Origin of the sequence: Paraburkholderia flagellata (assembly GCF_021390645.1) — a bacterium.
Lineage (GTDB): Bacteria > Pseudomonadota > Gammaproteobacteria > Burkholderiales > Burkholderiaceae > Paraburkholderia > Paraburkholderia flagellata.
In genome coordinates this window covers 2023499-2046162 of sequence record NZ_JAJEJT010000002.1, presented here as the reverse complement: position 1 = coordinate 2046162, position 22664 = coordinate 2023499, and the positions used below count along the sequence as shown (strand labels likewise).

21 protein-coding genes are annotated in these 22664 nt (G+C 65.2%); 18 read left to right on the top strand and 3 right to left on the bottom strand.

Annotation, left to right across the window (positions count from 1 at the left end; genetic code table 11):
* Positions 1-166 precede the first annotated feature (166 nt).
* Positions 167-754, top strand: coding sequence for a LysE family translocator (locus L0U83_RS23395; protein WP_233886462.1), 588 nt, complete (start codon positions 167-169; stop codon positions 752-754).
* 16 nt (positions 755-770) lie between these two features.
* Here L0U83_RS23395 and L0U83_RS23390 read toward each other — a convergent pair whose 3' ends face one another.
* A complete protein-coding gene (locus tag L0U83_RS23390; RefSeq protein ID WP_233886461.1) occupies positions 771-1598 on the bottom strand; it encodes a helix-turn-helix transcriptional regulator in 828 nt (275 codons plus the stop codon).
* A 134-nt stretch (positions 1599-1732) separates the two neighbouring features.
* Here L0U83_RS23390 and L0U83_RS23385 point away from each other — a divergent pair, with 134 nt between their 5' ends.
* The 6 genes from L0U83_RS23385 to L0U83_RS23360 all read left to right on the top strand — a co-directional run bounded on the left by L0U83_RS23385 (position 1733) and on the right by L0U83_RS23360 (position 7548).
* On the top strand, positions 1733-2275 hold the full coding sequence (locus tag L0U83_RS23385; RefSeq protein ID WP_233886460.1) for a GNAT family N-acetyltransferase: 543 nt from the start codon (positions 1733-1735) through the stop codon (positions 2273-2275).
* Positions 2276-2473: 198 nt separating this feature from the next.
* Positions 2474-4843, top strand: a complete 2370-nt coding sequence (locus tag L0U83_RS23380) for an ATP-binding protein (protein WP_233886459.1) — start codon at positions 2474-2476, stop codon at positions 4841-4843.
* Positions 4844-4861: 18 nt separating this feature from the next.
* Positions 4862-5608: a methyl-accepting chemotaxis protein gene (locus tag L0U83_RS23375; protein ID WP_233886618.1), complete on the top strand. Its 747-nt coding sequence runs from the start codon at positions 4862-4864 to the stop codon at positions 5606-5608.
* Positions 5605-6138 carry a hypothetical protein gene (locus L0U83_RS23370; RefSeq protein ID WP_233886458.1) on the top strand — a complete coding sequence of 178 codons (534 nt, stop codon included), beginning with the start codon at positions 5605-5607 and terminating at the stop codon, positions 6136-6138. Before L0U83_RS23375 ends, L0U83_RS23370 begins: the two co-directional genes overlap by 4 nt.
* A gap of 17 nt (positions 6139-6155) precedes the next feature.
* Positions 6156-7142: a chemotaxis protein CheX gene (locus tag L0U83_RS23365; RefSeq protein WP_233886457.1), complete on the top strand. Its 987-nt coding sequence runs from the start codon at positions 6156-6158 to the stop codon at positions 7140-7142.
* A 40-nt stretch (positions 7143-7182) separates the two neighbouring features.
* A complete protein-coding gene (locus tag L0U83_RS23360) occupies positions 7183-7548 on the top strand; it encodes a response regulator (protein ID WP_028209901.1) in 366 nt (121 codons plus the stop codon).
* A gap of 78 nt (positions 7549-7626) precedes the next feature.
* Here the strand turns inward: L0U83_RS23360 and L0U83_RS23355 are convergent, their stop codons facing one another.
* On the bottom strand, positions 7627-9960 hold the full coding sequence (locus tag L0U83_RS23355; protein WP_233886456.1) for an FdhF/YdeP family oxidoreductase: 2334 nt from the start codon (positions 9958-9960) through the stop codon (positions 7627-7629).
* A gap of 190 nt (positions 9961-10150) precedes the next feature.
* Here L0U83_RS23355 and L0U83_RS23350 point away from each other — a divergent pair, with 190 nt between their 5' ends.
* From L0U83_RS23350 to L0U83_RS23320, 7 genes are all read left to right on the top strand, one after another.
* Entirely contained in the window at positions 10151-11623 is a 1473-nt protein-coding gene (locus tag L0U83_RS23350; protein WP_233886455.1) for an aminotransferase-like domain-containing protein, read from the top strand.
* 11 nt (positions 11624-11634) lie between these two features.
* Positions 11635-11952 (top strand): helix-turn-helix domain-containing protein, encoded by a 318-nt coding sequence (locus L0U83_RS23345; RefSeq protein WP_233886454.1) that lies wholly within the window; start codon positions 11635-11637, stop codon positions 11950-11952.
* Positions 11953-11992: 40 nt separating this feature from the next.
* Positions 11993-12922: a LysR family transcriptional regulator gene (locus L0U83_RS23340; protein ID WP_233886453.1), complete on the top strand. Its 930-nt coding sequence runs from the start codon at positions 11993-11995 to the stop codon at positions 12920-12922.
* A 90-nt stretch (positions 12923-13012) separates the two neighbouring features.
* Positions 13013-13438: a MarR family winged helix-turn-helix transcriptional regulator gene (locus L0U83_RS23335; protein WP_233886617.1), complete on the top strand. Its 426-nt coding sequence runs from the start codon at positions 13013-13015 to the stop codon at positions 13436-13438.
* A gap of 88 nt (positions 13439-13526) precedes the next feature.
* A complete protein-coding gene (locus tag L0U83_RS23330) occupies positions 13527-14612 on the top strand; it encodes an HlyD family secretion protein (RefSeq protein ID WP_233886452.1) in 1086 nt (361 codons plus the stop codon).
* A gap of 13 nt (positions 14613-14625) precedes the next feature.
* Entirely contained in the window at positions 14626-16212 is a 1587-nt protein-coding gene (locus L0U83_RS23325; RefSeq protein ID WP_373321086.1) for a DHA2 family efflux MFS transporter permease subunit, read from the top strand.
* A 47-nt stretch (positions 16213-16259) separates the two neighbouring features.
* Positions 16260-17693 carry an efflux transporter outer membrane subunit gene (locus tag L0U83_RS23320; protein WP_373321102.1) on the top strand — a complete coding sequence of 478 codons (1434 nt, stop codon included), beginning with the start codon at positions 16260-16262 and terminating at the stop codon, positions 17691-17693.
* Between the two features lie 29 nt (positions 17694-17722).
* On the opposite strand, the gene L0U83_RS23315 is transcribed toward L0U83_RS23320, so the two are convergent.
* Positions 17723-18658: an AraC family transcriptional regulator gene (locus L0U83_RS23315; protein ID WP_233886450.1), complete on the bottom strand. Its 936-nt coding sequence runs from the start codon at positions 18656-18658 to the stop codon at positions 17723-17725.
* A 149-nt stretch (positions 18659-18807) separates the two neighbouring features.
* On the opposite strand from L0U83_RS23315, the gene L0U83_RS23310 reads away from it, so the two are divergent.
* From L0U83_RS23310 to L0U83_RS23295, 4 genes are all read left to right on the top strand, one after another.
* Positions 18808-19344: a carboxymuconolactone decarboxylase family protein gene (locus L0U83_RS23310; protein WP_233886449.1), complete on the top strand. Its 537-nt coding sequence runs from the start codon at positions 18808-18810 to the stop codon at positions 19342-19344.
* 154 nt (positions 19345-19498) lie between these two features.
* Positions 19499-20692 carry a thiolase family protein gene (locus L0U83_RS23305; RefSeq protein ID WP_373321085.1) on the top strand — a complete coding sequence of 398 codons (1194 nt, stop codon included), beginning with the start codon at positions 19499-19501 and terminating at the stop codon, positions 20690-20692.
* A gap of 50 nt (positions 20693-20742) precedes the next feature.
* Complete coding sequence (locus L0U83_RS23300) at positions 20743-21177, top strand: MarR family winged helix-turn-helix transcriptional regulator (protein WP_233886448.1); 435 nt, start codon at positions 20743-20745, stop codon at positions 21175-21177.
* 127 nt (positions 21178-21304) lie between these two features.
* The gene (locus tag L0U83_RS23295) at positions 21305-22663 is read left to right on the top strand and encodes a TAXI family TRAP transporter solute-binding subunit (RefSeq protein ID WP_233886447.1); all 1359 of its coding nucleotides are present in this window, start codon (positions 21305-21307) and stop codon (positions 22661-22663) included.
* Position 22664: the final 1 nt, after the last annotated feature.

Here is a 22664-nt window from a genome sequence, read left to right as displayed (position 1 = left end):
AGTTCCGGAAATAGTGTCGTCGGTGCGGCGCAATGATAGCGCGAGTTCCGTGCTGTGCCGCATTGCGCCGCGACCACCGGCAGGGGCAATTTTCTTCAATACGCCGGCGACACGCGCGTCTACCCTCGACGCTTACTGATCCCCAATGGGCGTAGCGAGGAAAACTGTGAGCACTGCCTTGTCGATGGCCGCCTTCGCGCTGGCCACATCCATCACCCCTGGACCCGTCAATATCGTCGCGCTGAGCGCGGGTGCGCGATACGGGCTACGCGCGAGCCTGCGCCACGTTACCGGCGCGACCGTGGGTTTCGCGTGTCTGTTGCTGCTGATCGGACTTGGCATGCACGCATTGCTGGCGCGCTTGCCGTTTCTCACGCGCGCGATCGAATGGGCGGGCGTGGCTTTCCTGCTGTACGTTGCGTATCGCCTCGCCGCCGACGATGGCCGCATCGACTCCCCGAACGCGTCGCGCGGTCCCTCGCTGATGGTCGGCGCCACGATGCAATGGCTCAACCCCAAGGCGTGGCTCGCATCGGTGGCGGGCATGGGCTTATATGCGGCTTCTGGCGAGAGTGCGCTGGTCTGGCAGTTTGCCGCGATCTATTTCGTCGTGTGCTATGTGTCGATTGCGTGCTGGGCGTGGGCAGGCGCGTCGTTGCGCCAGGCATTGCGCGAACCGTCGCGCGTGCGGTTCGTGAACCGCGTCATGGCATTGTTGCTTGCGGGCAGTGCGTTTTGGCTGGTGTTTGCCTGAACGCGCGACGGCTACGTTAGCCGCGATATTGGCCCGGCGTTGCGGCAACGAACTGACGGAACGCGCGCTGCAAATGCGCTTGATCGGCGAAACCGGCCTCGGCCGCGACATCCGCAATGGTGTGCCCGCGGCGCAGTTGCGCACGGCTGAACTCGATGCGGCGGTTCACGACATATGCGTGCGGTGTCATGCCGTATTGCTCGCGAAACGCGCGTATGAGATACGAGGGCGAAAGATCGGCGGCGGCGCAAATCTCCTCGAGCTTGAGCGTGCGGGTGTAATTGCCGTCGATGAATTCTGCGGCGCGCGCGAGGCGTTCGTTCGGTTCGCGTACGCTGGCCGGCGCAGGGTTGAGGGACTGCTGGAGCCTCGCGAAATACGCTACGACCGCGCATTCCTTGCGCAGCGCTGACTCATGCGGATCGACGAGCAGTTCGTAGAGCCCGTTGAGCCCGTCGAACAAGTCACGCTCCCAGCTCAAGGTCTGTTCGAACGGGCGGAAACCTTCGTGCGCGCCGAAACCCAAATCGTGTTGCAGTTTCGCGAGCCACGCCGTGTCGAGATAGAACATGCGGTAGGCCCAGGGCTCGTCTGCGACTGGGTTGCATGCGTGCACGACTTCCGGGTTGATGACCACCACCGCGCCCGCACTGATGTGAGAGAGCGTGCTCCCGTTCAGGTAGGTGCTGCGCCCGCCCGTGACCGCGCCGATCGAGAACGTGCTGTGCGCGTGACGGCCATAGCTGACCTTGCGTCCGTCGGTGATTGCGCGCACTTCGATGAACGGCAGGTCTGCATCGCGCCAGAAGTAGGGTTGCGCGTCGGGCGTTACGGTTTGCGGCATGAGAAACCCCGGAGTGATGCTGCGCGCATGATGCGACGCGAAAGTTCCATATTAGCGCAAGGCGAGAAGGCCGGGGGACGTGATAGGCTTGGCTGTCGCATGAGTCATTCTCTCTTCATTGCCAGGCACTGCACATGAACGAAACGAAGCCAATGAATGCAACGATCCGCCCGTTGAACGAGCAAGACGCCGAGGCTTTTCACGCCATGCGTTTGTACGCGACCGAAAATTATCCGGCCGGTATCGTGCCGACCTACGAGGAAGAATCCAGGCGGACGCCCGAAGAGAGCAGGGCCGTGGTTCGCGCCACGAACGACCGCATCGTATTCGGCGCATTCGCTGGCGACAAGCTCACTGGAATCACGGGGCTCATGCGCGACGCGCGCCAGAAGCTCGCGCACAAGGGGCTCATCTGGGGTGTCTTTGTCGATCCCGCATGGCGGGGCGCCGGTATTGCAAGGCAATTGATGGAGGCCGCCATCGCACACGCTCGCGCGCTCGGCTTGCTGCAAGTGCAACTCGTGGTGAGTGTGTTGAATCCCCGCGCCCAGGCGCTCTATCGCTCATGCGGCTTCGTGCGCTATGGAGTCGAGCCGCGCGGCCTGTGCATCGACGGCGTGTATGCCGACGACGAACTCATGGTGCTGTTTCTCGACGACCCAGCGGTGCCCGACTAAGCGCAATCCGTGCCGCCCAGCGCACAACAGGCCGCAATTCTCAAGTGTTGTCTAACGCACAGCGCACCCGGCCGATTCATGCGTAGTCATCATTTCGTCATACCTAACCGTCGATAATCCACCGCGAATAAATTGGCCAACGTGTCCCGAGCCGCGCAACCATAGCGCGGCCGGCTACGAAGGCCCGGGGATTTCGACATGACCATTCGTCACCGCATCACGCTACTCATCGTCCTGATGTTCGTCGCGCTGTCCGCCATCGGCGGCTACGCGGCCTATCAGGCCCGCCACAGCGCCAGCGACGTCCGCCAGGTTACCCAGGGCGTTGTGCCGAGCGCCCTCGCATCATCCGATCTCGTGGCGCTCGTGAAAGACGTGCAGCTCGCCACCATGACACTCGTCTACGCACCCGACGCCACGGTCGCGTCGCTCGCGCAGAACGAGCTCAAGGACAAGGAAGCGGCGTTACGCGCCGCGCTCGACGTGCAACGCAAGGCGGCAGCGAGCCACGCGCAGGAAGGCCTCGTCTCGCAGGCGCAGGAAAGCCTCGCGAACTACTTCTCCGCGATCGATGACACAGCGAAGATGAAGGCGGGCGGCAAGAACGAACTCGCACAGGCCTATCTTTTCGCGAACGTCGCGCAGTATCGCGACGAACTCGAAGGTATCGTCACGACGATGCGCGTGGAAAAGAACCGCCAGAAAGATGACGCGATCCGCACGCTCAACAGTACGCTCGACACCACGACGAGCGCCATTGCCGGCGTGACGGGCGGCGCGGTGCTGCTGCTCACGCTGATCGGCGCGCTGCTGTACCGCCAGATCACGCGCCCGCTTTCGCACATGCAGGCCATGATGAGCGAAATCGCGTCGAGCCAGGACTTCACGCGCCGCGTGCCCGTGGGCCGCATGGACGAAATCGGTCATTCGATCGTCGCCTTCAACGGCATGATCGAGAAGATCCAGCACAGTTCGGCGCAGCTCAAACGCAAGACCGCCGACATTCAGGCGATGCTGCAGAACATGCAGCAGGGCATTCTCACGGTGGTCGAAGGCGCGACGATTCACAACGAATATTCGGCGTATCTGGAGGCAATCTTCGAAACGAACGAGATTGCGGGCCGCTCGCTGATGGACCTGGTGTTTTCGCGTACGGATCTCGACGCCGACACGCTCGCGCAGATCGACGCCGCCGTGCACGCATGCCTTGGCGAAGACGATGTGAACTTCGCGTTCAATCAGCACCTGCTCGTGAATGAAATCACGCGCACGCTGCCGGATGGCCGTGCGAAGGTGCTGGACCTGAGCTGGTCGGCGATCACCGACGAAAACGACGTGGTCGTGCGCCTCATGCTGTGCGTGCGCGACGTGACGGAGCTGCGCGAACTCGCGGCCGAAGCCGGCGAGCAAAAGCGCCGCCTCGAAATGATCGGCGAAATTCTCGCGGTGAGCGAGGAGAAGTTCCAGCATTTCGTCGATAGTTCGACGAGCTTCATTCACGAGAACGAGCACATCATTCGCCAGCACGACTGCGCGGATACGAGCGCGATCGCCGCGCTGTTCCGCAACATGCACACAATCAAGGGCAACGCGCGCACGTACAGCCTGCAGCATCTCACGGGCGTGGTGCACGAAGTCGAGCAGCGCTACGACGCGCTGCGCCGCGAAGACACGAGCCACACGTGGGACCAGCAGGCGCTGATCGCCGATCTGGAGCGTGTGAAGGCGGCGCTCGAGCACTATTCGAACATCAACGAGGTGAGCCTTGGGCGCGGCCCGCGTGCGGCTGGCGCGCCGAGCGGCACGGCGAGCCTCACCGTCACGCGCGAATTGATCGAACAGACGCTGCGCATTGTCGATCGCACCGACGACAACGACCTGCCCGCACTTCGCGCGATGCGCGCCGAACTGCGCACCACGCTGCACGCGATCGGCACCGAGCGGGTGGCCGATGCGCTCGCGGGCGTGACCGGCTCGCTGCCCTCGCTGGCTCAGGAGCTCGGCAAGGTCGAACCGGTGGTGAAGATCGAGGACAACGGTTATCGCCTGCGCAGCGAGGCTGCCGGCACGGTGAAGAACGTGTTCATGCATCTGCTGCGCAACTCGCTCGACCACGGCATTGAAATGCCGGCGCAACGCCGCGCAATTGGCAAGCACGAGTCGGGCCACATCGACATCGATGTCAACGTGCACAACGGCGCACTGTGCATGACGCTCGCCGACGACGGCCGCGGCCTCGCGCTCGCGCGCATTCGCAGCATCGCGGTGGAGCGCGGCTGGCTTCAGGCGTATGAAGCGGTGAGCGACGAGGCGATCGCGGCATTCATTTTCCGCCCTGGCTTTTCGACGGCCACGAACGTGACCGAAGTCTCGGGCCGCGGCGTGGGCATGGACGCGGTGCGCGATTTCCTCGAACGCGAGGGCGGTGCAATCGAACTGCGTTTCACCGACGAGCGCCGGGGCGCCGATTACCGGCATTTCGAGACCGTCGTGCGTTTGCCGCAGCAATGGGCAGTGAAGATGGCGGACGCAACGCAGGCAAAGCAAGAGGAAGCGCTGGCGGGCTAGCGCATGGCGGGGGTGGCAGTGGTCTTACCGTATTTAATCGAAGGCGCGGCTATCGTCGCGTTGGCAGCCGGCGTGGTCGCGGCGTGGCACAAGCGTGCGCAAACGCAGGCGGCAAATGCGGCGCGTGCGCAGGAAGCGGCGCACGCTCACGCGCTTGCACAGGCCGAAACGCGCCACACGGCGCAGCAGGAAGACGCGGCGCGTGAACACGCAGCCTTGGTCGCGCAAATCGAATCGTTGCGCGCAGAACTCGCACAGCGCCGGTCCGTGGCCGATGCGCTCGAAGCGGCGCTCGCCAGCGAGCGCGCGCAGCGTGACGATGCCATGCAGCACTCTGCGCGCATTGCGAGCGAGGCCTCGCGGCTGAAGCTCATGTCGTCGACGTTCGAGCGCTGGCACGAGCAGATGATCTCGCTAATGGCGCAGAACAACGACATGCACAAGAAGAACCAGGAACTGTCGTCGATCGTGAGCCATGTGCTCATCGTCTCGCTCAACGCTTCGATCGAAGCGGCGCGCGCGGGCGCGGCGGGGCGTGGCTTCTCGATCGTGGCGGGCGAGGTGCGTTCGCTCGCCACGCGCTCGCAGGAACTTTCGAAGAGCTATCGCGACAGCCTGAACCGCAACGACCTGATCACGGCCGCGACATTCCAGGACATTCAGGCGGGCGGCAAGATGATCGCGGCGACGCTCGCGAGCGTGGAGGCATCGTCGCAACAGATGCATCACCAGCTCGAAACGACGCGCGCCGGGGCGCACGCATGATCGGCACGCACGCGAAGGACAGCATCGAGCGGATTTTTTTCGCGGCCGCGCGCATGCGGCTCGTGACCGACGCCCAGCACAGTTGCGAAATCGAGCCTCGTACGGGCGAGGCGCCCCACGGCGAGCACCTGGTCGTCCTGACGATTTCGTCGATGCAGTTCCGCCTGCTGCTACTCCTGCACTTCGAAGACGACGAGCGCACGCAGCGCTACTACGTGGGCGATGCGTCGCGCGCGCTCACCGAATGCTTCATGGAGTTCGGCAACCTGTGCTGCGGGGCGATGAACCAGCAACTGGTCGAGCATTTTCCCGACCTCGGCATGTCGACGCCCTACGCGCTCAGCAGCGGATGCCTGCCGTATCTGCGCGAATTGAAGCCGGATTACGTGCAGTCGTATGCGCTCACGATCGATCACGACGTGCGGCTCGGCGCCACGCTGTGCGTGTGCACGCAGGCGCCGCTCGATTTCGTGGCGAGTACCGCTGCCGTCGAAGCACACGACAGCGCAGGTGAACTCGAATTGTTTTGAATGCAGAGAAAGGAAACATGAACGTGAACAAGCCAGTCAGCAAGCTGTTGCTGCTGGAAAGTGATACGGCGCGTGCCGAGGCGATTGCGCAAACCGCAGCCGCACACGATTGCGTGTGCGTGCCGGTGCGGCGCGAAGCGCTCTCGGCGGCGCTGAAGACGCACTACGATCTGGGCGGCGTGCTGCTGGGCGACGACTTTGGCGGCTCGTTCGAAGCGGCAGCGGCGGTGGCCGTCGCGCTCGAAGCCGAGCGCCCCGAACTGCCGGTCGTGTTGCGGCGCGCAGCCAATGAGCACGCCGATGCATTGCCCGAACCATTGCGCCGCTTGCCGTGCGCGAGCTGGCACGAAAGCGATCCTGAAACGCTGATCGCGGCGCTCGAAGCGCACGTGTTCTCGCACGACTACCCGGACCCGCTCGTGGACGGCATCACCGACATGACGCTCGGGCGTCTGCGCGGCCTCTTTCCCAGTCTCGAAGTGAACTGGGACACGCCGAGCATCGTGCGCGACCGCATCATCTTCGGCGAAGTGCTGACGCTCATCCCGATCGAGACGGCGTGGTGCCGCGGCTGGCTCCTGATGCAAACCGAGGAGACGCCGCTGATCGAACTGCTGCCGCCGCGCGCGGGCCGCGACGAAGCGAGCGACTTCCGCGACGTGAACGGCGTGCTCGCCGAACTCACGAATCTCGTGTGGGGTGCGTTTCGCAACCGCTATCTGGGCAACGCACGCGCTGCCGACGAAGCGGGTTGGGGCCGCGCGCAGGTGCAGGTGCCGCTGCTCATCAATCATCGGCGGCGCTACTTGTCGTTCGGCTCCGACAATCCGCAGTTGTGCATCAAGTACCGGCTCGCGTGCCCGAATACGGGCCGCGAAGTGGTGATAGACCAACGGTTCGTGTTCAGCCTCGGCTGGTCGCGCGAAGGGTTTGACGAGACGGCCGCGCAGGCCGCGGCCGCTGCCGTTGAAGAGCAGGCCAGCGGCGAACTCGAATTATTTTGATCAAAGACGCGCCATACGCGGCGCGAAGGAGATGAACAGCATGGCAAAGATTTTGGTGGTGGACGATTCAAGCACGGTGCGCGACGAGGTGGCCGGCTTTCTGCGCAAGAACGGCCTGGACGTGGACACGGCAGTGGACGGCAAGGACGGGCTCGCGAAGCTGCGCTCGAACCCGGGCGTCAAGCTCGTAGTGAGCGACGTGAACATGCCGAACATGGACGGCCTCACGATGGTCGAGAAGATCCGCAGCGAGCTGGCGAACACGGCGGTGAACGTGGTGATGCTGACCACGGAAAGCAGCCCTGCCATGAAGGAGCGCGGCAAGGCGGCCGGCGTGCGCGGCTGGATCGTGAAGCCCTTCAAGGGTGAAGCGGTGCTGGAAACGTTCCGAAAGCTCGCTGGCTGACAGGCTGATTCACCACGCTCACGGCGGTCGTCGCGCGGCTCCTTGCGATGGCCGAAGGAGCCGCCCAGGCAACGCCCTTCAGGCTGCCGCGATCGCAGCGTCGGCCGGTGCGTTCGCCTTCGCCGGGCTCAGCAGCACCGGTATCGACTTCGAAGTCGGCGTGCCCGCGCCATCGGCGACGGACGAGAGCGGCACGAGCGGATTGGTCTCGGGGTAGTACGCGCCGAGGCAGCCGCGCGGAATGTCGTACTCCACGAGCATGAAGTCCTCTACATGGCGCTCCACGCCGTCGTCCCACACGCTCGTGATATCCACGTGCTGGCCGGGTTCGAAGCCGAGCATCGCCATGTCCTCGCGGTTCGCGAACAGCACGCGGCGCAGGCCGTATACGCCGCGATAACGGTCGTCGAGGCCATAGATCGTCGTGTTGTACTGATCGTGAGAACGCGTGGTCATGAGCGTCATGAGCCGCGGACCATGCTCGGCGCGCGCCCGGTGAATGGGCGTATCGAGTGCGATGGCGTGCACGACGAACTGCGCCTTGTTGCTGGGCGTTTTCCACACGCGATCGCGCGAGGCCACGCCCAGGTGGAAGCCACCCGGGTGCTTCAGGCGCTCGTTGTAGTTCTCGAAGCCGTCGAACACCTTCTCGATGCCGTCGCGGATCTTCGCGTAGTCGGCGGCGAGGTCGAGCCAGTCCACCTTGTCGCTGCCGAGCGTGGCGTGCGCCATGCGCGCGACGATCGCGATTTCCGAAAGCAGGTTCGTCGAAGCGGGCCGGTTCATGCCGTACGAGATGTGCACCATGCTCATCGAGTCCTCGACGCTCACGCCCTGCGGCACGCCGTTCTGGAGGTCGATCTCGGTGCGGCCGAGCGTGGGCAGAATGAGCGCGTCGCGGCCGTGAACCAGATGGCTGCGGTTGAGCTTCGTCGTCACGTGCACCGTGAGTGCGCACGCGCGCATGGCTTCCCACGTGCGCGGCGTGTCGGGCGTGGCGATCGAAAAGTTGCCGCCAAGGCCGATGAACACCTTCACGTGGCCTTCGAGCATCGCGTGAATGGTTTCCACGACGTCATAGCCGTGCTCGCGCGGCGGCTCGAAATCATAGGCCTTGCCGAGGCGGTCGAGAAACGCCTGCGTGGGCTTTTCCTCGATGCCGACCGTGCGGTCACCCTGCACGTTCGAATGGCCGCGCACGGGGCACAGGCCCGCGCCGCGGCGGCCAATGTTCCCGCGCATCATCATGAGGTTCGAAAGCAACTGGATCGTCGGCACCGAATTCTTGTGCTGCGTGAGGCCCATGCCCCACGTAGAGATCACAGCCTTGCCGTTTACGTAGATATCGGCGAGCTTGAGCACTTCTTCGATCGGCGTACCCGCTTCGGCCACGATGGTGTCCCACGATTCGGCGCGCAAGTCGGCGGCGAAGGCGTCGAATCCAACCGTGTGCTCAGCGATGAAATCGACGTCGAGCACGCGTTCGGTGCCGTTCGCGAGCGCTTCGTCATCGAGTTCGATCACGCGCTTGGCCACGCCCTTGATGAGCGCGAAGTCGCCGCCCACGCGCGGACGGATGAACACGGAGCTGATTTGCACACCCTTGGGCGAGAGCATGTCGAGCGTGTGCTGCGGGCTCGCGAAACGCTCCAGCCCACGCTCTTTCAACGGATTGATCGAGACGATGGTCGCGCCGCGCTTCGCGCATTCGCGCAGCTCGCCGAGCATGCGCGGATGGTTCGTCGCCGGGTTCTGGCCGAAGATGAGGAGCGTGTCGGCGTGCTCGAAGTCGTCGAGCGTGACCGTGCCCTTGCCGATGCCGACCGTGCCCGGCAGGCCGCGGCTCGTGGCCTCGTGGCACATGTTCGAGCAGTCGGGGAAGTTGTTCGTGCCGTACATGCGCACGAAGAGCTGGTAGAGGAACGCGGCCTCGTTGCTCGCGCGCCCTGACGTGTAGAACGCGGCGCGATTCGGGTCGTCGAGCGCTTTGAGGTGCTTCGCGATCAGCTTGAACGCATCGTTCCATTCGATCGGCACGTAGCGGTCCTGCAGCGCGTCGTAGACGAGCGGATCGGTCAGACGGCCATGCTGCTCCAGCTCGTAGTCCGATTGCGCCATCAGCTCGCTAACGGTGTGCTCCTGGAAGAACCGGGGCGTCACGCGCTTGCTGGTCGCCTCCGCCGCCACGGCCTTCACGCCGTTTTCGCAGAATTCGAACGTGGACGCGTGCTCGCGGTCGGGCCACGCGCAGCCGGGGCAGTCGAAGCCGTCGGGCTGGTTCTGCTTGAGCAGGGTGCGGTAATTGCCGCCCGTCACCTTCTCCTTGATGAGGTTGATGGCGACCTGCTTGAGCGCGCCCCAGCCAGCGGCGGGGTGGTGATACGGCTCGATGCGACCTTGCGGCTTCTTCATGATGCGGTTGGCTTTTCGTCTTCCAGGGCGGTCTGCCCGATGACTCAAGGCTACTGTGTTCCTGTGCCCCCGGAGATCACAGAAAAACCAAAAAGCAAGGGGTACAGTTGCGGCGTTTTGTCATAGACTTGCCGGGATCGGCCGCGCGTGTGGCCCGACTCCCTTTCGCCCGCCAGGACCTGAGCCGAACGTGACCCGCTACGAGCAACTCGCCGACGATATCGAAGCCGCCGTGCGCCGCGGCGTGTTCGGCCCCGGCGAGCGCATTCTCTCCGTGCGCCGCGCGAGCCAGCAGCACGGCGTGAGCATCAAGACGGTGCTGCGCGCCTATGCGCTGCTGGAAAGCCGCAGCGTGATCGAGTCGCGGCCGCAATCGGGTTATTTCGTGCGTGCGCGCTTGGGCGCGCCGCAAGGGCGCGGCGCGGTGGGCGCACAAGGCTCGCAGAACAAGGACGCCATGACGGCGGTCAAGCCGCGCCGCGCGAGCGCGCCGAGGCACCCCGTGCCCGCCAACGTGGACGTGAGCCGGCTCGTGCTCTCCACGCTGCGCAGCATCGGCGCGCAGGACGCCGTGCCGCTCGGCTCGCCGTACCCGGACCCGGCGCTGTTCCCCTGGCGGCGCATCAACCAGTACGCCAACGCGATCGCGCGCCGCCATGCGAGCTGGAACCTCATCGACGACCTGCCGCCCGGCAACCCCGAGCTGATCCGCCAGATCGCGCGGCGCTATGCCGAAAACGGCGTAGGCGTCGATCCCGAGGAAATCGTCATCACCGTGGGCGCGACCGAGGCGATCAACCTGAGCCTGCAGGCCGTGGCCAAGCCGGGCGACACGGTGGCCGTCGAATCGCCCACCTACTACGCGATGCTGCACGCCATCGAGCGTCTGGGCATGCGCGCCATCGAAGTGAGCACGCACGCTGATACCGGCATCGACCTCGACGCGCTCGCGCGGGTGCTCGCGCGCCAGAAGGTGGCGGCCTGCATGGTGATGCCGAACTTCCAGAATCCGCTCGGTTTTCGCATGCCCGACGCGCACAAGGCGCGGCTCGTGGCGCTTGCCGAGGCGCACGATTTGCCGGTGATTGAGAACGACGTCTATCAGGAGCTGTACTTCGGGCAGACGCGGCCTTCCACGCTCAAGCAGTTCGACACGCGCGGCCTCGTGCTGCATTGCGCCTCGTTCTCGAAGAGCCTTTCGGCCTCGTATCGCATTGGCTGGGCGCTGCCGGGGCGTTACCGCGCGCAGGTCGAAAAGCTCAAGTTCCTCAACACGCTCACGACCCCCTCGGTTCCCCAGGTGGCGCTGGCCGACTACTTGCGCCACGATGGCTACGATCGCCATCTACGCCGCGTGCGGCGCTTCTACAGGCAACAGGCGCGGCTAATGCGGGCGATGGTCGAGCGCTTCTTTCCCGCGGGCACGCGCACGTCGGAGCCGCAAGGCGGCTACGTGCTGTGGGTGGAACTGCCGCCGCGCGTCGACTCGATGCGGCTCTATCAGGCGGCGCTCGCGCAAGGCATTACCATCGGGCCCGGCTACATGTTCTCGATGCGCAACGAGTATCACCACTACATCCGGCTGAACTACAGCTACCCATGGAACGCGCAGACCGAAGCCGCGCTGAAGACGCTAGGCGAAATGGCCGCGAAGATGGCATGAGGAGACAGACGATGAATGCAGATGAAGAGCGCGAAGACGCCGGCGCGGACGAGTCGGGGGTCGACCCGGTGTTGATTGCCGTGCTGGAGCAGTTGTGGCGCGCGGAGTGCGAGAAACACGACCAGCCTGAGCGCGAGGGCCGCGCGTGGTCGCTCGCGAAACTCTCGAAGCAGGCCGGCGTGCCGATGAGCGGATTGCGCAGACAATTGACGGCGCTCGTGGACAGCGGGCTCGTGGTGACGACGCAGGCCGAAGACGGGACCGGGACGGCGAGTTTGTCCGATGAGGGGCGCGCGTTCTGTGCGGAGGTGTTCGGCGAGGGCGGCTGAAACGCTTTAAGCTACGGCAACGCCACCCCTGCACACGACCATGGATTACATCGACAGCCTGCGGATCTTCCGCTCCGTCGTCGAGGCGCGCAGCTTCACGCGCGCCGCGGACATGCACAGCCTCACCACGCCCGTCGTTTCGCGCGCCATCGCGCGCCTCGAAAAGCGCCTTGGCAACCGGCTCTTTCATCGCAGCACGCGCGCGGTGTCGCTTACCGAGGCGGCCGAGCGCTTCTACGAAGGCTGCTGCCGCGTGCTCGACGACCTCGACGCACTGGAGGCCGACGCCACCGTGCAAACGCGCGAAGCGAACGGCGTGCTGCGACTGGTCGCCCACACCACGGCCACCGTCAATCGGCTCGTGCCGCTCATCGCCAGCTTCAAGCGCGCGCATCCCAAGGTGACGCTCGACGTTATCCTCACCGAGCGCCCCGTCGATCTCATCGCGGACGGCTACGATCTCGGCCTCGTGCTGCCGTTCATGCTCAACAACGAATCGACCGTCACGCGCCTGCTGGAGCGCATTCCGCTCGCGCTCGTCACGACGCCCGCGTATCTCGAAGCGCATTCCACGCCAAAGCATCCCGCCGACCTCGCCGACCACGTGTTCGTGCCGATGCCGCCTTCCATGCGCAAGCCCACGATCGCGTTTCGCGTAGGCGACGAGGAAGTCGTCGTGCCGCTGCACCATGAAATCGCATCGAACAACCCCGAGTTCAACCGTGAGATGGTGCTGGAGGGCTTCGGCATCGGCATTCTCCCCGCCGGGCTGGTGAGGGAGGAACTCGCGGCGGGCAAACTCGTGACGGTGCTCGACGCGTACCCCATCGTCGACATGCAGATCGAGATTCGCCTCGCCTACACCACACGCACGCTGCTGCCGGCGAAGGTGCGCGCGTTCATCGACCACGCCACGGCGTTTTTCGACAACGTGGCGCACGACGCGCCCTCCGAAATGAAGGCAAATTGAAAGTCTGGCCGCGATTGTTGTCGCCGCGTCCATAATGTGATGCCACGCGTAAGGCTTGTTCGAGGCCCGATTGCCGACTACTCTGTGCATATGCACATCTATCAGTCCCCCGAGCACGACGATTGCTTTGCCGTACGGCAGGCCGCGCGGCATCTGTCGCAGCTTTACGAGCGGCACCTGAGCGCGGCGGGGCTCACGCCCACGCAGTTCAGCATACTCGGTGCGCTGGGCCGTGCGTCGAGCCTCACGATGGCGGAACTCGGCCGGTCGATGGTGATGGAGCGCACCACGCTCGTGCGGGCCTTGCGGCCGCTGTTGCGCGGCGCTCTCGTGGCCGATGCGCCGGACTTCGGCGAACGCCGCCGCCGGCTCGCGCTCACGCAAGCGGGCCGTTCGCGGCTAGACGCGGCGCATGAACACTGGCGCGCGGCGCAGGACGAATTCGAGCGCCGCTTTGGCGCACAACGCGCCGCGTGGCTGCGGCGCGAGCTGTTTCGCATCACACGGGCTGTTTAACGCTGCAGTGGATTTGCGGGTTGCGTCGCGTTGCTTCATACCGCGGCGTTTTTTCATCTTCAGTAGTGTATATGCACAGGTAAACGTCATGTCGAGTCCTTCCACTCCCGTCGCGGTCGAGCCGGCGCAGGCGAGCGAGCGTACGCGCATCTCGCGCATGCGTCTCGCGCTAGGCGCGGTCGCTCTCGTGCTGGCGGCTGCCGCCGGCTACTGGTTCTTCGTGCTGCGCTTCGTCGAGACCACCGACGACGCCTACGTGGGCGGCAACGTCACCGTGATGGCGCCGCGTGTGAGCGGCTTCGTCTCGGACATTCCCGTGCAGGACAACCAGCGCGTGCACGCGGGCCAGGTGCTGCTGCGCCTCGACTCGCGCGACTACGACGCGAAGCTCGCCCAGGCCAACGCGGAACTGGCGAGCGCGCGCGCCGCCGTCGACGAATTGCAGGCGAGGCGCACGTTGCAGGAAGCGGTGATCAACCAGCATCAGGCCGAAGTGCGCGCTTCGAATGCGGAACTCACGCGCAGCGGTCAGGACCAGACGCGCTACCGCGAGCTGGTGAAGGACGATGCGGTATCGAGCCAGCTCGTCGAGCGTGCGGATTCCGACTACGCGAAGGCTCAGGCATCGGTTGCGCAAAGCGGTGCGGCGGTGCTGGCGGCGCAACGTCAGCTCGATGTGCTCGCTGCGCAGATCAACGACGCACAAGCGCATGTCACAACCGCCGAAGCCAACCAGCGCCTGGCACAACTGAACGTTGAATACACGACGCTGACCGCGCCTGTGGACGGCTACATCGGCAACCGCACAGCGCGCGTGGGCACGCTTGCGAACGTGGGCGCGCCGCTGCTAACCGTGGTGCCAGCTACGGGTTTGTGGGTGGACGCGAACTTCAAGGAAGACCAGCTGAAGAAGATGCACGCGGGCGATCGCGCCGACGTGGCGCTCGACGCAGCCAGCGGTACGCTGCACGGCACCGTGGAAAGCCTCGCGCCCGCCACGGGCGCGACCTTCAGCGTGCTGCCGCCCGAGAACGCCACGGGCAACTTCACGAAGATCGTGCAGCGTGTGCCGGTGCGCATCCGCATCGACGCCACGACGCCGGCGGGCCTGGAAGGCGCGCTGCGGCCCGGTCTTTCGGCGACCGTGAAGGTGCATCTCTCCGAAGCGCATTGAAGGGGCCGCAGCGATGAACGCCACTAGCAGCGCCGACCCGACGGTCAATCCGCATCTCCAGCCGATGGCGCAACGCGCCTTCGCCTTCGCGCTGATGTGCATCGGCTTCTTCATGGCCACGCTCGACATCCAGATCGTCGCTTCGTCGCTGCGCGATATCGGCGGCGGACTTTCCGCGAGCCAGGACGAGCTTTCGTGGGTGCAAACGGCCTATCTGATTGCCGAGATCATGGTGATCCCCATGTCGGGCTGGCTCTCGAAGGTGTTCTCCACGCGCTGGCTCTTCGTGGCCTCCGCGGTGGGCTTCACCATCACGAGCATGCTGTGCGGCCTCGCCTGGGACATCAATTCGATGATCTTGTTTCGCGGCCTGCAAGGCGCGCTCGGCGCGGCGATGATCCCGACAGTGTTCACCACGGCCTTCGTGCTCTTTCCCGGCAAGCAGCGCATCGTTGCTTCCACAACCATCGGCGCGCTCGCTTCGCTCGCACCCACGCTCGGGCCCGTGATTGGCGGCTGGATCACCGATCAATGGTCGTGGCATTGGCTCTTCTATCTGAACCTTGTGCCGGGCATTGCGGTGGCGGCGCTGGTGCCCAAGTACGTGAACATCGACAAGGCCGATCTTTCGCTTCTCAAACGTGGCGACTATCTCGGCATCGTGCTCATGTGCGGCTTTCTCGGCTGCCTCGAATACGTGCTCGAAGAAGGCCCGCGCAAGAACTGGTTCGGCGACGACGTGATCGTTGCCTGTACGTGGATCTCGGCGATCTGCGGCTTTCTTTTCATCGTGCATGCGCTCACGGCGAAGGACCCGATCGTCGATCTGCGCGCGCTGCTCGTGCGCAACTTCGGTATTGGCAGTCTGCTCTCCTTTGTCACGGGCATCGGCATTTTCGTGGCGGTGTATCTCACGCCGCTCTTTCTCGCGGAAGTGCGCGGCTACAGCTCGCTGCAAATCGGCTTGTCGCTGCTTTCGGTGGGGGTGTTCCAGTTGCTTGCGCTTGGCGCTTATGCCTACGCTACGCGCTATTTCAGCATGCGCGCGCTGATGCTGTTCGGGCTGATCTTCTTCGGCCTTGGCTGCTATCTGTATGTGCCGCTCACGCACGACTGGGGATGGCAGCAGTTCCTCCTGCCGCAGGCGCTGCGCGGCATTGGCCAGCAATTCGCGATTCCGCCCATCGTCACCATGTCGCTCGGCTCGCTGCCGCCTTCGCGGCTGAAGTCGGCGAGCGGCCTCTTCAATCTCATGCGTAATCTGGGCGGCGCTATCGGCATTGCCGTAAGCGCGACGATGCTCAACGACCGGCTCAACTTCCACTATCTGCGGCTTAACGAGAGCGTGACTGGCGGCGCGCCGCAGGTGCAATTGCTGCTGGCGGGCCGCACTGTGTACTGGTCGTCCGTGGCGGGCAATGCAATCGATGCCGCCGAAGCCGGGCTCGCACAACTGCACGCACTGGTTCTGCGCGAGGCGCTCGTGATGACGTTCTCCGATACGTTCTTCGTGCTCTCGCTTTGCTTCCTGTTCGCCATTGCGAGCGTGGCGTTCTCGGAGCCGATTTCGAATGGCGCCCCGCCGCCCGACGCCCATTGAGGTGCTTCATGCAAACCCCGACAACCCCTGAGCGCTCATCGAAGCCCATGCGCCTCGTGCTCTCCCTGCTTTCTGCGGCCGTACTCGCCGCTTGCGCGGTGCAGCCGGCGCAGCATCCCGACCTGCCCGCCACGGTGCACGAAACGGCGCCTGTGGCATGGCGTATCGACGCGCCGCAGGATGCCATCGAAGCGCGCGCCTGGTGGGCGCAGTTCGGCGATCCGACGCTCGACGCGCTGCTCGCCACGGTGCTCGAGGGCAACCTCGATTTGCAGGCGGCCGCCGAGCGAGTGAAGCAGGCGCAAGCGATCACCACGCAAAAGCACGCGGCGCTGCTGCCGCAACTCGACTTCACTGCGCACGGCGCTTATACGCGGCAGAACACGCCGCCGCCGCTCGGCTACGTGAAGCAGGCGGGTGCGGGTCTCGCGCTGAGCTGGTCGCCCGACGTATTCGGCGGCGAGCGGCTCGATCTGCTCGCGGCGCAAGCGAACCTCGTGGGCCAGAAGCATGCGCTCGATGCCGTGCGTCTCGCGCTGGCGGCGAATACGGCGTCGGCGTATGTCGATCTGCGCTACGCGCAGGCAGAGCTGAGGATCCTTCAGGACAACCTGGAGATTCGCAAGCGCACCTTGCTCCTCACGCAAGACCGCCTGAAATACGGCCTTTCCACGCAACTCGACGTAGCGCGCGCGCAAACGCAGCTAAGCGAACTGCAAGCACGCATTCCGCGCGCGCAGGCCAGCATCGATCATCAGTTGAATCTGATCGCGGTGTACACGGGGCGCACGCCGGAGTCCGTGGCGCAGCTCGCCCTGGCGCAGACGGCGCCCATTCCTGGCGTGCCCGCGAGCGTGCCGCAGATGCTGCCTTCCGAAGCCCTGCTGCGCCGCCCCGACGTACAGGCCGCTTACGCCACCGTGCAGCAGCGCGCGGCGGAGGTGGGTGTGGCACGCGCCGAGCGCTATCCGAAGTTCACGCTCAATCTCACGGACGGCATTCTCGCGGCGTCCTACCTCGGCATGCCCACGCTCACCGACAATCTCTTTAGCGCGGCGATCGGTGCGACGAGCCCGATCTTCAACGCGGGGCGCATCACGGCCGACATCGATCAGAGCGAGAGCCGCATGCGCGAGTCGCAGCTGGATCTGCAGCAGACCATGCTGCAGGCTTTGCGCGAAGTGGAAGATAGCCGCAGCGATCTCGTGAGCACAGCAAGCCAGACACAGCAGTTGAACGACGCGCTGGCTTCGTCGGCGCAGTCGCTCAAGCTTGCCAACCAGCTTTACAAGGGCGGCGCCGCGGACTTTCTCGACGTGCTGAGCGCGCAGCAGACCTTGCTCGCCGATCAGGACCTGCTCAACGACGCGCAGCGCGAGCGCGCGCTCGCGGCGGTGGCGCTCTACCGGTCGCTCGGCGGCGGATGGAGCCAGAGCGGCGACGTGGTGCTCGCGCAGGAAACGCCCGCGCACGGCGGCTAAAAGGCGAGGACGCAGCCATGGCCTCGAGCTTAAGCGCTGGAACCCGTCTCGCGCGCAAGCGAGCGCCACTGCGCGGGTGTCATGCCCACGTGGCGCTTGAAGCCGCGCTGGAAAGCGGCGTCCGACTGGTAGCCCACGAATTCGCCGATCTCCGCGACGCTCTCGTTGCCTTGCGCGAGCATGCGGCCCGCGAGCGTCATGCGGATATCGGTGAGCACGTCGGCGGCCGAGCGGCCGATGGCCTCGTCGAAGTGCCGCGCAAAAGTCGCGCGCGACATGTGGCAAAGCTCGGCCAGCTCGGGCAGCGTCCAGGGCTTGCCGGGCGCTTCGAACATGGCGTCGATGGCGGGTTGCAGACGAGGGCGCTGCGCGAGCGCGAGCAGGCCGCGCGGCGGGGCGTCGCCGGCGCTGGCATAGCGCAGCGTGAGCCCGAAGAGCGCGCCCGAAAGATGGTTCACGAGCGACTCGCTGCCCGGCGCCGCCTCATAGGCTTCATCGCGCAACAGCGCGATCAGGCGCACGAGACGCTCGGGCGGCTGCGCGCCATCGCGCGCGCTGTGCACGACGAGCCGCGCGGGCAGATTCTCCCGCAGCAGGCGCTGCGGCACGGCTGGCAGCAGGAAGCGGCCGCACAACACGTCGGCGGTGGCGCCATTGCCCGCATTCGTTTCGACGGTCACGCCGTTTTCCATGCGTGTCGCGACGGCGGCGGGCGCCGTGCCGCTGCCATCGTGCAGCACGTGCGCGCTGCCCGAGGGAAACAGCACGATGTCGCCCGCATGGAGTGCGACGGGGGCGCCGTGCGCGTCCTCGACGATGGCGCGCCCGGCAACCAGCACGTGATAGCGGATCTCGCGCTCCTTCGCCCCCGGCTCATCGATGCGCCAGGGCGCGCCGAAATGGCAGCGCACGTCGAGGCGGCCGGCAACGGGCATCAGCGCGAGAAGGCGGCTCAGCAGATCCATGGTGGGCGAGTGAGACGATTGAGCATGAAGTCGCGCCATTCTGGCATTAAAAGCGCGACGGTGCGCGCATACACTGCATCCATGCCATCGACGATGGCAACGCGACACAGACACCCGCTCGCGACCATGCAACGTTAAAGGAGCAAAACATGTCCCGTCTTTCCGCCATCAAGCCTGAAGCCGCCACCGGCGCCGCCGCCGAAATCTTTGCGAAGATCCGCAAGGCGGTGGGCAAGGTGCCCAACGCATACGCCACGATCGGCACGCATAGCCCCGAAGCGCTGGGCGCGCTGCTCAACGTCGAGGCCGTGATCGCCGCCGGCACGCTGTCGAAGCCCGACGTCGAAGCGATCAAGCTCGCAGTGAGCGAAGTGGCGGGTTGTGATTACTGTCTTGCGGCGCACACGCTGGCGGGCAAGTTCGCAGGCCTCGCGCCGGAAACGATGAAGGCGGTGCGCGCAGGCGATGCGACCGGCGACGCGAAGCGCGACGCGCTCGTGCACTTCGTTCGCCTGCTCGTGACCACGCACGGCACGCTGCCCGAAGCGGAAGTGAGCGCGATTCGCGAAGCCGGTTATACCGAGCGTCAGATCGTGGAAATTTCGCTGGCAGTGACGTCGATTACGTTCACGAACCTCGTGAACCGCATCAACGACACGACGCTGGATTTCCCGGCCGCGCCGTAACGTAACGGAAACGGTTTTACCCACCCCGCGTGCGCTTGACACGACATCAATCGTGCCAGCGCACGCGAGCGCATGTTCCAGAAAAGCATTTGAAACTGTGCATATGCATACATAGAATGTATGTGGAACAGCGCATACGAAAGGAGAGTTGTCCATGAGCAAGCTGAATTCGCGCGAGATCGTTTTGTGCCAGCCGGTGCGTACGGCAATTGGCGGTTTTAACGGTGCGTTCAAGGGCGTTGCGGCCACGGAGCTAGGCGCGGCGGCCGTGCGCGAAACGCTCGCGCGCGCGAAGCTCGATCCCGCGCGGCTTGGGTCCGTGGTGCTCGGCAACGTGATCCAGGCGGGCAACAAGATGAATCCCGCGCGTCAGGCTGAACTTGGCGGCGGCGTGCCGGTCCAGGTGCCCGCGCTCACGGTCAATCGCGTGTGCGGGTCGGGCGCGCAAGCCATTGCGAGCGCCGCGCAGGAGGTGATGCTGGGTCTCGCCGACGTCGCGCTCGCGGGCGGCATGGAGAATATGGACCGCGCGCCTTATCTGCTGGACGGCGGCCGCTGGGGCTATCGCATGGGCAATGCCGAGATTCACGACAGCATGCTGCGCGATGGTCTCGTCGATGCGTTTTCGGGCCAGCATTCGGGTTGGCATACGGAAGACCTCGTGACGCAGTCCGCGCTCACGCGCGCGGAGCAGGACAAGTGGGCTGTGCGTTCGCAGCAGCGCTTTGCCGCCGCACAAGCAGCGGGACGCTTCAAGGAAGAAATCGCCGCGGTCGAAGTGAAGGGCAAGAAGGGCGTGGAGCGCATCGATACCGACGAAGCGCCGCGCCCCGACACGACGCTGGAAGGGCTTGCGAAGCTGCGCCCCGCGTTTCGTCCTGACGGCACGATCACGGCGGGCAACGCGCCCGGCCTGAACAGCGCGGCGAGCGCGATGCTCGTGGCCGAGCGCGGCTTCGCTGAAAGCGAGGGGCTGTCGCCGATGGTGAAGCTCGTGGCGTGGGGCGTGGCGGCGGTGGAGCCTGGCATGTTCGGCCTTGGCCCCGTGCCCGCCGTGCAACTCGCGTTGGGGCGCGCGGGCTGGTCGCTTGCCGATGTCGATCGCTTCGAGATCAACGAGGCATTCGCGGCGGTGCCGCTCGCGGTCATGAGGCAGCTCGGCATTCCCGAGGACATCGTGAACGTGGAAGGCGGCGCGATCGCGCATGGCCACCCAATCGGCGCGACGGGCGCGATTCTCACCACACGCCTCGCATGGTCGATGCAGCGCGACGGGCTGCGTCGCGGCGTCGTGACGCTTTGCATCGGCGGCGGCCAGGGTATCGCGCTCGCGCTCGAGAAAGTATGATGGCCGGGCCACGTGAGGCGAATTGGACTGGGATACAGGCGGGGAACACGATGACGAAGCGGATCACACGCGAGGAATGCAACTGTTTTGCGCTGCGGCAGGCGGCGCGTTTCGTCACGCAGCTTTATGAGCGCCACCTCTCGCAGGCTGACCTGACGGCCGCGCAGTTCACCATCCTCTCGCGCCTCGCGGGTCGGCCCGACGCCACGGCCGCCGAACTCTCCGACGACCTCGTGATGGACCGCACGACGCTCGTGCGCGCGTTGAAGCCATTGCAGCGCGATGGCCTCGTTCTCACGGCGGCGGCCGAACACGACACGCGCACCCTGGTCTACCGGCTATCGGCTGCGGGCTTGCGCCGCTACGACAAGGCGCATGCTTTGTGGCTCGACGCGCAGGCCGAGTTCGAGCAGCACATGAAGCGCGACCGCGCGAAGGCGCTGCGCACCGAATTGTTTGCACTCACGAAGGCCGCAGCGGGCTGACACGACGCTTACGCAAGCACGCGTTACGTAAGCCCTACAGGCAAGGCGGCCACGCCAGCGATCAGATCTGGCGCGAAAATGGCATCATGAGAATTGCAGGAGTCTGACGCTTTGCCGCCGGGTTCTCATGAGACGATATCGACCGCCGCCACCCAACTTTCTGCGTGACCACGCACATCCAGCCTGGCGCGATATTGCGCTGACGACGCTGCCCGTGGCCCTGTTCTGCGCGGTGGTCGTCGGTCTTGTCCTCTGGCTCGTCGACCCGGCGCCGCCGCGCACGCTCACGATCAGCGCGGGCCCCGCCGACAGCTCCTTCATGCAGATGGCGCAAGCCTACCGCGCGATCCTCGCGCGCAACGGCGTCACGCTCAAGATCCTCGAATCGGACGGCTCGGTGCAGAACCTGCTGCGCTTGCTCGATCCGAAGCAACGCGTGGACCTCGCGTTCGTGCAGGGCGGCGTGGCCGATGGCGTAGACACGCGTTCGCTCATGTCGCTCGGCAGCGTGGCCTATCTGCCTATCGTCGTGTTCTATCGCGGCTCGGGCCTCACACGGCTCTCGGACCTCGACGGCATGCGCATCGCCATTGGCCGCGTGGGTAGCGGCACGCGCGAGCTTGCGCTCAAGCTGCTCTCAGCGAATGGCATCGACCCGGGCGGCGACTCGACATTCCTGCCGCTCGACGGCATGGACGCGGCCACGGCGCTCGTCTCCGGCCGCGTCGAGGCCGCCATGTTGAGCGGTGACTCGACCACGCGTGGGCTGATGCTGCGCCTGCTCGACATCCCCGGCATCTCGGTCATGAGCTTCGACGAAGCGGCTGCGTATACGCGGCTCTTTCCGTACCTGGAGAACGTCGACCTGCCGCCTGGCGTGCTCGATTTGCGCCGGCGCCAGCCGCGCGAAACGGTGCACCTGATCGGCCCGACCGTCGAACTCGTAGCACGCGACACGCTGCATCCTGCGCTATCCGATCTGCTCATCGAAGCGGCGGGCGAGGTGAACGGCGCGCCTGGACTGCTGCAGAGCGAAGGCCAGTTTCCGAGCCCGGCGGTGCACGACTTCCGCGTGAGCGAGGACGCCACGCGCTATTACAAATCGGGCAAGAGCTTTCTCTATCGCGCGCTGCCGTTCTGGCTTGCAAGCGTGACGGACCGCTTGCTGGTGCTTCTGCTGCCATTGGCCGTGCTCGTGATCCCCGCATTGCGCACGATACCGGCGATGTATCGCTGGCGCGTGCGTTCGCGCATTTATCGCTATTACGGCGCGCTCATCGCGATCGAGCGCGACGCGCTCAAGCATACGAACGAAGAAGAGCGGCGTGCACTGGTCGAGGAACTCGACGAAATCGAACGCTCGCTCAACACGCTGCGCATGCCGCTCGCGTACGCCGATGCGTTTTACGTGCTGCGCGAGCATGTGGGTTTTGTACGTATGCATTTGCGTGCAAACGAGTCGCAATCGCACTCCAACGCGGTCTGAT

What these genes read in the sequence shown, in the direction of transcription:
- L0U83_RS23390 (WP_233886461.1), bottom strand. Translation starts at nt 1,598, where the DNA reads ATGCCGCAAACCGTAACGCCCGACGCGCAACCCTACTTCTGGCGCGAT.
- L0U83_RS23385 (WP_233886460.1), top strand. Translation starts at nt 1,733, where the DNA reads ATGAACGAAACGAAGCCAATGAATGCAACGATCCGCCCGTTGAACGAG.
- L0U83_RS23380 (WP_233886459.1), top strand. Translation starts at nt 2,474, where the DNA reads ATGACCATTCGTCACCGCATCACGCTACTCATCGTCCTGATGTTCGTC.
- L0U83_RS23370 (WP_233886458.1), top strand. Translation starts at nt 5,605, where the DNA reads ATGATCGGCACGCACGCGAAGGACAGCATCGAGCGGATTTTTTTCGCG.
- L0U83_RS23365 (WP_233886457.1), top strand. Translation starts at nt 6,156, where the DNA reads ATGAACGTGAACAAGCCAGTCAGCAAGCTGTTGCTGCTGGAAAGTGAT.
- L0U83_RS23360 (WP_028209901.1), top strand. Translation starts at nt 7,183, where the DNA reads ATGGCAAAGATTTTGGTGGTGGACGATTCAAGCACGGTGCGCGACGAG.
- L0U83_RS23355 (WP_233886456.1), bottom strand. Translation starts at nt 9,960, where the DNA reads ATGAAGAAGCCGCAAGGTCGCATCGAGCCGTATCACCACCCCGCCGCT.
- L0U83_RS23345 (WP_233886454.1), top strand. Translation starts at nt 11,635, where the DNA reads ATGAATGCAGATGAAGAGCGCGAAGACGCCGGCGCGGACGAGTCGGGG.
- L0U83_RS23340 (WP_233886453.1), top strand. Translation starts at nt 11,993, where the DNA reads ATGGATTACATCGACAGCCTGCGGATCTTCCGCTCCGTCGTCGAGGCG.
- L0U83_RS23335 (WP_233886617.1), top strand. Translation starts at nt 13,013, where the DNA reads ATGCACATCTATCAGTCCCCCGAGCACGACGATTGCTTTGCCGTACGG.
- L0U83_RS23330 (WP_233886452.1), top strand. Translation starts at nt 13,527, where the DNA reads ATGTCGAGTCCTTCCACTCCCGTCGCGGTCGAGCCGGCGCAGGCGAGC.
- L0U83_RS23325 (WP_373321086.1), top strand. Translation starts at nt 14,626, where the DNA reads ATGAACGCCACTAGCAGCGCCGACCCGACGGTCAATCCGCATCTCCAG.
- L0U83_RS23320 (WP_373321102.1), top strand. Translation starts at nt 16,260, where the DNA reads ATGCGCCTCGTGCTCTCCCTGCTTTCTGCGGCCGTACTCGCCGCTTGC.
- L0U83_RS23315 (WP_233886450.1), bottom strand. Translation starts at nt 18,658, where the DNA reads ATGGATCTGCTGAGCCGCCTTCTCGCGCTGATGCCCGTTGCCGGCCGC.
- L0U83_RS23310 (WP_233886449.1), top strand. Translation starts at nt 18,808, where the DNA reads ATGTCCCGTCTTTCCGCCATCAAGCCTGAAGCCGCCACCGGCGCCGCC.
- L0U83_RS23305 (WP_373321085.1), top strand. Translation starts at nt 19,499, where the DNA reads ATGAGCAAGCTGAATTCGCGCGAGATCGTTTTGTGCCAGCCGGTGCGT.
- L0U83_RS23300 (WP_233886448.1), top strand. Translation starts at nt 20,743, where the DNA reads ATGACGAAGCGGATCACACGCGAGGAATGCAACTGTTTTGCGCTGCGG.
- L0U83_RS23295 (WP_233886447.1), top strand. Translation starts at nt 21,305, where the DNA reads ATGAGACGATATCGACCGCCGCCACCCAACTTTCTGCGTGACCACGCA.